The organism is Mesorhizobium sp. WSM4837 (genome assembly GCF_055811435.1).
On sequence record NZ_JBVVQE010000003.1, the window covers coordinates 145,957 to 158,004 of the forward strand.

The following is a 12,048-nucleotide window of genomic DNA, read 5'->3' on the forward strand; positions in this document are numbered from 1 at the left end:
GTCGTCGTCCGGACGTCTCCGCCAGAGGTGATAGAGACATGCTTGGCAGCGGCGGGAGTGAGGATTTTTGTCGTTCAACAAACTAAGCTTTTTGGCACTCCTTGCCCTGGCGTTTGCGGTTGGCTTCTTTGCCATCATCGTGGAAAAAGGGACGCCTCGTCGTCCCCCACCCCCAAAGCCGCAAGCGGCCATCGAGCGTTTTGATGGCAAGCTTTTCATCCAGGCGGTCGATGATCTTCGCGTCGGCAACCGCAAAATTGTGCTATTCGGCGTGGCGTTTACCAAGCCTCAATCCCTGCGTGCCATCGTAACGGACGCGGCGCGCCGGGACTACCAGGGGCTCGCCCTGACTTGCAAGCCGGTCGGCATGGGGACGCCTTGCGACGGCAATGTCGCCTCGAAGTTCGGTGATGCCATCGTTGTGCAATGCCTCACGTCCGATGGCGCGGATTTGGCCGCCAAACTTGCCGAGAACGGCATCTTGTGCGGACAGCCGGCGCAGGCAGGTTCGACCTACAAATCTTGCCTGTCAGGCTCATAGTTCACGCCGACTGCCTGTCATAAAACGAAAGACAGAATGTGCGATAACGCCCCACGTTAAACAGAGTCCACCACAATCCCTATACCAAAGCATCGGCGCGATGGCCCTCAAACGCCACGAATTGAACTCGCCTTGCCAACAATTTCCACAGGGGTCCGGCACGAAAAATGGTAGATTCAAATCCGGCAAGCGAGTGTGTCCAATGAAACACATGAGAAACCAAAAAATCATCTCGCACCTGCGTAGCATGTTGGAATCAACGCAAAAAGCTGTTACGCGCATGATCAATACCTTGGTGCCCGGGTGGGGCCGAGGTACGGCGGGACAAAAAGGATCGAAACGAATGAACCTCACCGTAAAAGTTGCTTTGGCCGGAATTGTCGCCTCGATCGGTTTCGGCCCGGTTTCGTCTTTCGCTCAGGATGCGTCTTGCACCTGCATGACACCCTATCAGGGAGCGGCGAGTTCGATTGGTTCCATCGGGCAGGCCAATGGCGACGTAATGGTTTCGCAAGCCGCCGGCTATGGCCCGGCAAAAGCAGGAAATGCGCTGGATTTCGGCAGCCGCATAGTGGTCGGTGCCAAGGGGTCGGCTTCCGTCAATGTCGGTGGCTGCAACCTGGAGGTGCCTGCGAATTCAAGCCTGGACATTTCTCGTGTCGAGAATAATATCTGCTTGAAAGTTGTGGGCTCCGAGCAGACGGCTGCCGCTGTGAGTTCCGAGCATACGGGTCAGATTCCCCCGGGCGACAACAACCGGTCCAACACTCCGCTCTTTATTTTTGGCGGCATGGCAGGTGCGGCTGGTATCCTTGCTGCAACGCAGGATGACGGCAAAGGCGGCGGCGGCGTCAGCCCTTAAGCCGCCCAGTAGACAATATAGCAGGGGCGTGTGACTGCCTCCGCTGTATTGCCGGTGCCGCAGTGCCTTCGCGCACTGGCTGGAGCTGGAGGTGTTGATGGAATTCATTCACCATACCGCTCGCTGTCAGCGAATAGCTTGAATCTGGCATCTGCCGCATTGTATGGACTTGACGAATGCGTCATTCGCTATCGTGCGGGTGGCGCATTTACCTTTTATTCGGGAGAAATCGTCACGTTGCTTCAGTGTGGCCACAAACGTCAATGATCGACCTGCATTCCCACATCTTGCCTGGTCTTGACGACGGCTCGCCCAGTCTTGCTGAATCGCTTGAAATGGCGCGGCTGGCGGTGGCCGACGGAACGACCCATATGGCGTGCACGCCGCATATCGTGCCAGGCATGTACAAAAACGGATCGGCAAATATTGCCCGCGCGGTTCAAGAGTTGGAACAGGCGCTGCGCCACGCGGAAATACCGCTTGCTCTTTACGTTGGCGCCGACGTGCATATAGCGCCGGATCTGCCGGAGCAATTGGCGCTGGGTAGCGTGCCGACCTTGAACAGATCGCGTTATTTTCTATTCGAGCCGCCGCATCACGTCTTGCCGCCAAGGCTGGAAGATTTCGCTCTGCGCCTCATAAACGCCGGGTTCGTTCCGATTCTTACTCATCCTGAGCGGCTGACATGGATAAAGGCAAACTACGACATTGTTGAGAAATTGAATGCAGTGGGTTGCCTGATTCAACTTACCGCAGACTCGATTGTTGGTGCTTTTGGACGCACGGCGCTTTACTATTCGGAAAGGCTGATTGACGAGGGTAGAGTAGATATTATCGCATCGGACACCCATGGCGCCACCCGCCGGCGTCCTGGACTTGCGCAGGCCGTCGCCGCGGCGGCGAAGCGATGCGGCGAAGACGAGGCCCGCAATATGGTGTTGAAACGCCCAGGCGAAATATTGGCGAACCGGCCCCTCGAGCCGGTCGGAAAGGCACGCTCGAAAAAGCCAGGCCCCGGCAATGTCGGTCGCTTTGCAGGATTGGGTCGCTTGTTGAAGGGTGGGACGGCGTAATGGGCGTTTTTCATTTCTCAAAAGATTATATCGGCGCGATATGTGCCTTGCTCGCTTCGCTCTCGATATCTGCCTGCACGACCAGCTCGTCGACGACATCGTCATCTTCGCCGACATCGGTCGATGCGCTGCAACTGACGTCATCGTCGGCGCCGCTCTCCGGCGGAGGCGCCTTGAAGGTCGTAAAGGAACTGCCTGGGCCACAAAACAGCCAGAACGGCAACGAGCAGCCGTTGTCGCCTAACGATGTGATGGAGGTGAATGTGTTCCAGGTCGACAATCTGAACAGAACCGTTCAAGTCGACGCTGGCGGACAAATTTCGCTTCCACTTATCGGAACCGTCACCGCGGCAGGAAAGACCGTCCGTCAGCTGGAGCAGGAAATCGAAACGGCCTACGGCGCCAACTATCTCCAGTCGCCCGATGTGTCGGTCTTCGTCAAGGAATCGATCGGGCAGCGCATTACCGTCGACGGCGAAGTCACCAAGGCTGGTATTTTTCCGGTGTCGAGCAATTCGTCTCTCATCGATGCGATCGCCCTTGCCGGAGGGTTCAATGCCGTTGGCGATGCGAAAAAGGTCTTTGTCTATCGCAATGTCGGCCAAAATACTCTGGTCGCAAATTACAATGTGGAGCAGATTCGTGCCGGCAAGAGCCGCAACCCACGCATCTATGGTGGCGACAAGATTGTCGTCTTCGCCTCGAAATCGAAAATTGCCATGAACAACCTCAAGGACGCCCTCGGCGTCGCCTCGAGTGCAGCCAGAATTGCGGTCGTCCCGGGATTGTAAATCACGGCCGGTTAAAATTAAGCCCAGAGACAAACCCAAGGTTGTCACGCAATGCTCGATCGCAATCGACAGCATCAAATTGCAGGCCCCGGACATGGCCAAGCCTTGTCTGCCGACCTGTATTATGACGGTGCGCAAAACTATAACCCCTATGGTCGCGATCACGCCGAGCAGGACGAGCGCTTCAATCCACTCAAACTGTTGTTTTACGCTGTCCAGTATCGGTGGCTGATACTGATGATGGTAGCGGGCGGACTTGTTGCTGGCGTCGTCGTAACCATGATGCAGACACCAAAATATCGGGCGACAACGCAATTGGAAGTGCTGGTTCCTTCCGCCAAGGTGTTTCAGGACATTGAGGTGGTTTCTGAAACCAGCGACATGCGCGCCTTTCAAACCGCTCGGGAAAAGCTGAAGAGCCGGGCTTTGGCGCAGCGCGTGGTGTTCCAACTGGGGCTTAGCGAAAAGCCGGACTTCCTGTTCCCGACCCCGAATTTCTCGCCTAGCAACATTTTCTATCGTGCGTTCGGAATTTCCAAATCGCCTTCCATAGAGGAGAAAACCCCGGAGGAACGTGAGGAAATTGCGATAGGTCGGGTTATGAATGACCTCACGGTCACTCTGGTCACGAACACAAGCCTGCTGTCGATTGCGTTTGTCGACCAGAGCCCGAAATATGCAAGTGATATAGCCAATCAAGTTGCGCAAAGTTTTATCGACCAGCGCCTCGATCAAACCAGCGAAACGTCCGACCTGGCGCGGCAATTCATCCAGGAACAGGTCTTGCAGGTAAAGCAAAAGCTTCAGAAGTCCGAAGAGGAACTCGTCGCCTATGCAAAGGATGCGGGCATCACGATAACCGGCGAAGAAAAATCGCTGATAGGGTCGAACATCGAGACTCTCAACACCGCACTCGCGACAGCAATCCAGGAACGTCTCGATGCCGGACGGATGGTGGACCAGATAGACAAGGGCCGCGGATCGAGTCTCGGCCCAGTTCTGGAGAGCGAAGGTCTGCAGAAAATCACCGAGAAGCTGTCGGATTTGACCAGCCAGTACCAGCAGAAGTTGGGTATATTGAAGCCCGGTTTTCCAGAGATGCAGCAGCTTCAGGCGCAGATCAAGGAACTGCAGCGGCTTTATAACAACGGCGTTTTGACGATAACCGATTCACTGCGGCAGAAATACCAGGAGGCTCAGAACAAGGAATCCGACCTTAAGTCAAAACTTGCCGAGATGGAGATGCAGCAAGTCATCTTCAACGATAAAAACATTAAATACACAATCTTGAAGCGAGAAGTTGATTCGAACCGCTCGCAATATGACAATTTGATTGCCAAGTTGAACGAGGTTGGCGTGAGCTCGGAGCTCAAGACACAAAGCGCTGCAATCGTCGATTTCGCGACGCTGCCCAATCGCCCTTATTCTCCACGATTGACCATCAATCTTGCGGTCGCTCTGGCTCTTTTCCTGGCGCTCAGCGCGTCAATTATTTACATCATCGAGTTGTTGAACAACACCTTCACCAATCCTGAGCAGATCGAAAAGGAACTGGGATTGGCGATGCTCGGTATCCTGCCGCTTGTCGATGACCGGGAACTCATAGCCAGCATCGCCGACCCAAAATCAGGACTGTCCGAGGCCTACCGTTCGCTTCGAACATCGCTTCAGTTTTCCGGGGCCGAAGGCGCGCCGCGATCGTTGCTGGTCACGAGTTCGGAACCCTCCGAGGGCAAGTCGACCACCTCGTTCAAGCTCGGACAGGACTTTGCCGCGCTCGGCGCCAGGGTTCTCATTGTCGACGGCGATCTTCGAAAACCCAACCTTCACCGGCTGTTTGGACTCGACAACACGATTGGCCTAAGCAATCTCTTGACGAACACCGTCCGCAAGGAGGATCTGGCAAGCATTTTCAGGGCGACGAAATATCCCAATGTGACCGTCCTGACTTCCGGAACGATCCCGCCGAACCCCGCGGACCTTCTCTCTTCACCAAAGATGGCGCTGATCATCACCAATCTCGGCAAGCGCTTCGACCTTGTCATAATCGATGCCCCGCCGGTCGTCGGCCTTTCAGATGCGCCCATCCTCAGCCGGCTTGCCGAGGGCACATTGATGGTCATTTCTACCCACCAGGTCACGCGCAAGTCGGCGAAGACAGCGTTGAAGCGCTTGCGATCTGCCGGCGCGAATGTGGTCGGAGCCGCAATGTCGAAGTTTGCAGTGAACAAGTTCGATTACAACTACGCCTACAAATATATGAACTACCAGTATTACGACTATGGCACCCCGAAGCTTGAGGGCAAAGTCGATGACGGAGCAGACCAGCCCGCTTATGCAAAATCTCCGGCGTTCAGGCGTTTGGTTCGCCGCATCCGTTCTAGTGTTGGCGGCTTCGTCGATCGGGCTAAGTCGGTTTCTTGAAACCGAAACGCCAACCGTTTCCCTCGCGCTGGATCCGTTGAACGTCAATGCCTTGATAGGCGAGATTACTCACGACCTGAACGATACAAGCAATGCTCCCGATCTCGACGCAATGCTTGCCAAGCTCGAAAGCGCGCTTCGCTTTGACCTTGCGGACGCACGTCTCTACAGCCTGATCGGCGAGATCACGTACCGGAAGGGTGAAAAAGATCAGGCCTATGAGTTTTTCGATCAAGCTAGAAATTTATCCAAGACCGAAATCCTCGCGCTCCAGAGGTCAATAGGCCGCTCCATCGAAATAGGCGATCTGTCCGGGGCCGTCCGCGAGATCGATATTTTGCTGCGGCGATGGCCAGATCAATTTCCTGATATCGCCGAGGGGCTGCCGACAATCCTCTCGAATCCCGATGGATATCAGGCTGTGCTGGCAGCCATCAGGGCCGCGGCGCCCTGGAGGTCCAATCTGTTGGTCACGCTGGGGAAAACCCCCGACGGGCTCGATTTCGCAAATCGGTTGCTGCTCGATTTGACTGGGTCAAGTGCGCCACCAAACTCGAGCGAGGTGTCCTATCTGATCCACAGCTATTTTGGTCAGAAAAAATATGAACAAGCGTATCGGTTGTTTCTTTTCAGTCTGTCCGATCAAGAACGGAAATTGGGCGGATACATTTTCAACAGCACATTTGAGCCTGTGTCCGGCGGCAAGCCTTTCGATTGGCAGGTCGGCGATCAGTCGGGTCTCGAAGTTACGCTTGCAACGGCTCAAAATGCGGTTGAAGGTGAGGGGGGGGCGACGGTCCGCTTCCTGAATACGCCGGTCAAGAACGCAGCCCTTCAGCAGTATATCCAACTGCCTCCGGGCTCCTACAAGGTTTCTATGGCTGCGTCCGCAAGAAACCTGAAGCTTCCAAAGGAGTTGTTCTGGTCGATCAGGTGCGTGGGGCCTGCCGGCGAAATAGCGCGGTTCAATATTCCGGAGGGTACATATAATCGTCAGGCGCTCAGTCAGGATTTTTCGGTTGGATCGGCTGGGTGCCCCATGCAATTATTGAAGCTGGAAACTGCCGCCATTGCCGAGAGCTGGCGCTTTCGCTACGTCGGCACATTGGTAATGCACAAATTGAGCATCGAGAGACTTTCATCTTGAGCGACCGTCCGTCGGAATGGGACAAATATCTCCTCGGATCGGTTCTGTTTATAGCGCTGCTGACCGGCGGCGGCACTGCGAGCGGCCTTTACACGGACACGCTGATCGAGGTTGCGGCAATTGTCTCGGCAGCGGCGGTCTTTTCACAGGCCTCTGGCCAAAGGACCCCCCATTCTGTTCTGTGGCTGCTTGTCTTCGCTGTGGCGCTGGTGGTTTTGCAAATCGTTCCGCTGCCTGCGGCGATATTCAGCGGATTGCGACCGGAACTGTTGCTCGCAGATTCCGAGCTTGTTGGGGAATCCGAATTTCGTTTCGTCAGTGTCGGCGTTGGACGGACGATCGAATGTCTGTTGTATCTGGTGGCGTTGGCGGCGTTTTTTTTGAGCGTTTTGCGTTTGCGTGCCGAGCAAGTCCCTGCGCTTCTGCCGTTCTTTTTTATGGGTGTTATCTGTAACGGCTTGGCAGGCGCGATTCAATATTCGCTCTCGGACGACATTGCCATAAAGGGATTATTGCCGTTCACGATAAACGCCGGGCTTTTTGCCAACGAGAATCATTTTGCGGCGTTACTTTTTGTATCTATTCCCTTCGTCGTTTATTACGGTCTGTTCCGCGGACATCTTTTGTCGGGATCGCTCGGGCTGGCCACGCTTTTGCTGCTCCTTTTGGCCGTCGGTTCGCGTGCCGGCGTTCTGATCGGGTTAGCGATCACCGTGCTATCCATAGTCTTCCTTTCAACGCGTTCCAGGGTGGGTGGACTCAGCATCCTTGCAGTTTTCATAGGACTCTCGGTGTTTACGATAGGCGCGTGGACGAAGATCGAGGCCGAAGCTATCGACCCCGATTTCGGACGAGGAGAGATTGCTCGCACCACCATTGAGGGGATCAAAGAGAATTGGGCAACCGGCGTCGGGTTTGGAAATTTTCAAAAGGCCTACCAGATATATGAAAAGGAAGGGATGATTTTCAGGCAGTATGTAAATCATGCTCACAACGAGTATCTTGAAATCGCTTTCGAAGGCGGAGTTCTTGCTGTTCTATTGATGGCGCTTTATTTCGTGATTCTTTTTATGGCGCTTGCGAGAGTTCGTCGCGATCCCCTTCAAAAGGCGGCGTTTCTCTCCGTGTTTTTTCTTCTCATTCATTCACTCGTCGATTATCCGTTGCGGACCGAGGCGCTTGCAATGACTTTTGCCTTTATGAACGCCATTATCTTCCACAAAGGATTTGCAGCCCGCCAGAAGAGTGAATTGATCGAGATCGACCACAACGGTGAAAAATTACTTGTTCCCATCGGAACGCCGTCCTAGCGCCTCCTGGCGACGGCCCTGCGATCTAGGCAGGAATTTCCGGGTTCTGGTCCCTGCGTGGAAAATTCTTTCTCGAACCATTCCAGCGCAGGCCTGTCTTGCATTGTTATAGATAATGGCGATCTGCTAGAACCCCTGCACGAAAAGAACATCGTCCAGAGGTGAAGCTTGGACGGGCCGCTGAAAAATTGCGCCTGATGCATCGATGCAAGATCCGGGCGGCACGAGAGAACGCTTAAAGTCCATGAACATCGCGCTTACGCATCTGCAGCGGCTTGAAGCCGAATCCATCCATATCTTTCGCGAGGTTGCGGCGACCTTCGCCAAGCCGGTCATGCTCTATTCGGTCGGCAAGGACTCCTCCGTGCTGATGCATCTTGCGATGAAGGCGTTTTATCCGGCCAAGCCGCCCTTTCCCTTTCTCCACGTCGACACGACCTGGAAATTCCGCGAGATGATCGCCTTTCGCGATCAGATGGCGCAAAAGCTCGGCTTCGATCTCCTGGTCCATGTCAACGGCGATGGTGTGCGCGACAATATCAACCCCTTCGACCATGGCTCCAACACCCATACGCATGTGATGAAGACTGTGGCGCTGCGCCAGGCGCTCGACAAATACGGCTTCGATGCAGCCTTCGGCGGGGCGCGGCGCGACGAGGAGAAATCGCGTGCCAAGGAACGGATATTCTCTTTCCGCAATGCCCACCACGTCTGGGATCCGAAGAACCAGCGGCCGGAGATGTGGAAGATATTCAACACCCGCGTCGCGACCGGTGAATCGATCCGGGTCTTTCCGTTGTCGAACTGGACCGAACTCGATATCTGGCAGTACATTCTCCAGGAAGACATCCCGATCGTGCCGCTCTATTTCGCCAAGGAGCGGCCGGTCGTCGAACGTGACGGCATGCTCATTCTGAGGGATGACGACCGCATGCAATTGCGTCCCGGCGAGACGGTGGAGAACCGGCTGGTACGGTTCCGCACGCTCGGCTGCTATCCGCTGACCGGCGCGATCGAATCGGCCGCCGACACGCTGGAGGCCATTGTTGGCGAAATGCTCACGGCGCGCACCTCCGAACGGCAGGGCCGCCTGATCGACCGTGATGAAGCCGGCTCGATGGAAAAGAAGAAGCGCGAGGGGTATTTCTGAGCATGCGCCACATCACGGCCGAGAGCCTCGCCCCCACCGACGGCATTCGCGACTATCTGGCGGTGCAGGAACAAAAATCGCTGCTGCGCTTCCTGACCTGCGGTTCCGTCGACGACGGCAAGTCGACGTTGATCGGGCGCCTGCTTTCGGACACCAAGCAGATTTTCGAGGACCAGCTTGCTGCGCTCGAGCGTGATTCGCGCAAGCACGGGACGACGGGCGACGACGTCGACTTCGCGCTGCTGGTCGATGGCCTCGAGGCCGAGCGCGAGCAGGGCATCACCATTGATGTCGCCTATCGCTTTTTCGCCACGCCAAAACGCAAATTCATCGTTGCCGACACACCCGGCCACGAACAATACACGCGCAACATGGCGACGGGCGCGTCGACCGCCGATCTGGCCATTGTGCTGATCGACGCCCGGCAGGGCGTGCTGCGCCAGACAAGGCGCCACTCGATCATTGCCTCGCTGCTCGGCATCCGGCACATTGTGCTCGCCGTCAACAAGATCGATCTCGTCGGCTTCAACAAGGCGGTGTTCGAACGGATCATCGAGGACTATCGGCAATTTTCGCACAAGCTTGGCTTCGAGACGATCGTACCCATCCCGATGTCTGCCCGTTACGGCGACAACGTCACCAGCCGCTCGGATAAGACGACGTGGTATTCCGGCCCGACGCTGATCGAACATTTGGAAGCCGTGTCAGTCGATGAAGCCGTTGTCGAACTGCCGTTCCGTTTTCCGGTGCAGTATGTGAACCGCCCGAATCTCGATTTTCGCGGTTTTGCCGGCACGATTGCGTCCGGCTCGGTCTCACCAGGCGACGAGGTCGTTGTCGCCAAATCCGGCAAGTCCGCTCATGTCAGGCGCATCGTCTCGTATGGCGGCGATCTGAGCCAGGCGGTGGCCGGCCAGGCCATCACTCTTGTCCTCGACGACGAGGTCGAGGTCTCGCGCGGTAACATGCTGGTGTCGCCGGCGGCGCGGCCGCAGGTCGCCGACCAGTTCGCCGCCAACATCGTTTGGTTCGACGAGCACGCGCTGCTGCCGGGCCGCTCCTATATCCTGCGGACCGAGACCGATCAGACCAGCGCTACCGTCACCGACCTGAAATACCGCGTCAACGTCAACGATTTTGCCCATGAGGCGGCCAAGTCGCTCGAAATGAACGAGGTCGGCATTTGCAACATCTCGACGCGGGCGCCGATCGCCTTCGATACTTTCGCTGAAAACCGCACGACCGGCGCCTTCATCCTGATCGACCGCATCACCAACGCCACGGTCGGCGCCGGCATGATCCTGCATTCGCTGCGCCGCGCCGAAAACATCCATTGGCAATCGCTCGATGTCGGCAAGCATGGCCGCGCCGATCTGAAGAACCAGCGGCCTGCCGTGTTCTGGTTCACCGGGCTCTCGGGGTCGGGCAAGTCGACCATCGCCAACCTTTTCGAGAAGAAGCTGTTCGCCACCGGCCGCCACACCTACATCCTGGATGGCGATAATGTCCGCCACGGGCTCAATCGCGATCTTGGCTTCACCGACGCCGACCGCGTCGAAAACATTCGCCGCGTGGCCGAAGTGGCGCGCCTGATGGCCGATGCCGGGCTGATCGTCATTGTTTCCTTCATTTCGCCATTCAGCGCCGAAAGGCGCATGGCCAGGGAATTGATGGCCAGCGGTGAATTCGTCGAGGTGTTTGTCGACACTCCCTTTGAGGAATGCGCCAGACGCGATCCGAAGGGCCTCTATGCGCGGGCATTGAATGGCGAAATCAAGAATTTCACCGGCGTCGATTCACCGTATGAAGCCCCGGAAAATCCCGAAATCCATCTCAAGACACTCGGCAAGTCGGCCGAGGAGATGGTAGAGGCCCTGGAACTCTGGCTGAACGAGCGCGACATTGCCGAAAACCAATACGATAGCGGCGGCGGTATCTGACGACGAAGCGATGCTCGGGGTGTTCGAGCGCCTTGCCCTGGCGGCGGGGCGAGAGGTGATGCGTGTTTTTGATGCCGGCTGCGCAGTCGACCAGAAATCTGACAGCTCGCCAGTGACCGAAGCCGATCGCGAGAGCGAAAAGATCATTCTCGCCGGGCTGCGCGCGGCGTTCCCTGATATCCCTTGCGTGGCTGAGGAAGAGGCATCGGCCGGCATCGTGCCGCCGGACCTCGATGACGCCTTCTTCCTGGTGGACCCACTCGACGGCACCAAGGAATTCGTCAACCGCAGGACCGACTTCACCGTCAACATCGCGCTCGTTCGCCACGGCGTGCCGGAGATCGGTGTGGTCTTTGCGCCATGCACCGGACGCTTCTTTTCCGGCCGGCCGGGCAGGGCGGAAGCAATCGATATCAATGGCGATTACCAGATCATCGGCCGTCGGCCGATTTCTGCCAGAACGGGCGTGGCGCCACTGACCGTCGTCGCCAGCCGGTCCCACAACACGCCGGAGACCGAAGCCTATATCCGCACGGTGGGCGCTGCCGAGATCGTCTCGGTCGGCTCGTCGCTGAAATTCTGTCTTGTCGCCAGCGCCGAGGCCGACGTCTACCCGCGCTTCGGCCGCACCATGGAGTGGGACACCGCGGCGGGTGACGCGGTGCTGCGCGCCGCAGGCGGGATGACGCGCTTGCTCGATGGTCAGCCGCTGGCCTACGGCAAGCGCAACCAGAGCGATGACGTGGATTTTGCCAATCCGCATTTCATCGCCAGCGGGAAGAGCGCGGGCCAGTAATCTCCCCCCTCAAG

The 12,048-nt window shown here is 56.8% G+C and carries 10 protein-coding genes; all 10 read left to right on the forward strand.

Annotated features, from left to right (window positions below):
- Positions 1-67: 67 nt before the first annotated feature.
- The 10 genes from AC0L3D_RS03065 to cysQ all read left to right on the forward strand — a co-directional run bounded on the left by AC0L3D_RS03065 (position 68) and on the right by cysQ (position 12,034).
- Positions 68-541, forward strand: a complete 474-nt coding sequence (locus AC0L3D_RS03065; RefSeq protein WP_473643060.1) for a hypothetical protein — start codon at positions 68-70, stop codon at positions 539-541.
- A 202-nt stretch (positions 542-743) separates the two neighbouring features.
- Positions 744-1,403: a hypothetical protein gene (locus tag AC0L3D_RS03070; RefSeq protein WP_473643062.1), complete on the forward strand. Its 660-nt coding sequence runs from the start codon at positions 744-746 to the stop codon at positions 1,401-1,403.
- A 263-nt stretch (positions 1,404-1,666) separates the two neighbouring features.
- Entirely contained in the window at positions 1,667-2,476 is an 810-nt protein-coding gene (locus tag AC0L3D_RS03075) for a tyrosine-protein phosphatase (protein ID WP_473643064.1), read from the forward strand.
- The gene (locus AC0L3D_RS03080) at positions 2,476-3,267 is read left to right on the forward strand and encodes a polysaccharide biosynthesis/export family protein (RefSeq protein WP_473643066.1); all 792 of its coding nucleotides are present in this window, start codon (positions 2,476-2,478) and stop codon (positions 3,265-3,267) included. Before AC0L3D_RS03075 ends, AC0L3D_RS03080 begins: the two co-directional genes overlap by 1 nt.
- Before the next feature lie 51 nt (positions 3,268-3,318).
- On the forward strand, positions 3,319-5,691 hold the full coding sequence (locus tag AC0L3D_RS03085; RefSeq protein WP_473643068.1) for a GumC family protein: 2,373 nt from the start codon (positions 3,319-3,321) through the stop codon (positions 5,689-5,691).
- Positions 5,579-6,838, forward strand: coding sequence for a tetratricopeptide repeat protein (locus AC0L3D_RS03090; protein WP_473643070.1), 1,260 nt, complete (start codon positions 5,579-5,581; stop codon positions 6,836-6,838). The genes AC0L3D_RS03085 and AC0L3D_RS03090 overlap by 113 nt, the downstream gene beginning before the upstream one ends.
- Positions 6,835-8,148 carry an O-antigen ligase family protein gene (locus AC0L3D_RS03095; RefSeq protein WP_473643072.1) on the forward strand — a complete coding sequence of 438 codons (1,314 nt, stop codon included), beginning with the start codon at positions 6,835-6,837 and terminating at the stop codon, positions 8,146-8,148. Before AC0L3D_RS03090 ends, AC0L3D_RS03095 begins: the two co-directional genes overlap by 4 nt.
- Before the next feature lie 244 nt (positions 8,149-8,392).
- Entirely contained in the window at positions 8,393-9,298 is a 906-nt protein-coding gene (cysD, locus tag AC0L3D_RS03100) for a sulfate adenylyltransferase subunit CysD (RefSeq protein ID WP_236388039.1), read from the forward strand.
- Between the two features lie 2 nt (positions 9,299-9,300).
- A complete protein-coding gene (cysN, locus tag AC0L3D_RS03105) occupies positions 9,301-11,238 on the forward strand; it encodes a sulfate adenylyltransferase subunit CysN (RefSeq protein WP_473643074.1) in 1,938 nt (645 codons plus the stop codon).
- A gap of 10 nt (positions 11,239-11,248) precedes the next feature.
- Positions 11,249-12,034 (forward strand): 3'(2'),5'-bisphosphate nucleotidase CysQ, encoded by a 786-nt coding sequence (gene cysQ, locus AC0L3D_RS03110; protein ID WP_027152411.1) that lies wholly within the window; start codon positions 11,249-11,251, stop codon positions 12,032-12,034.
- The last annotated feature ends 14 nt before the right edge of the window (positions 12,035-12,048 follow it).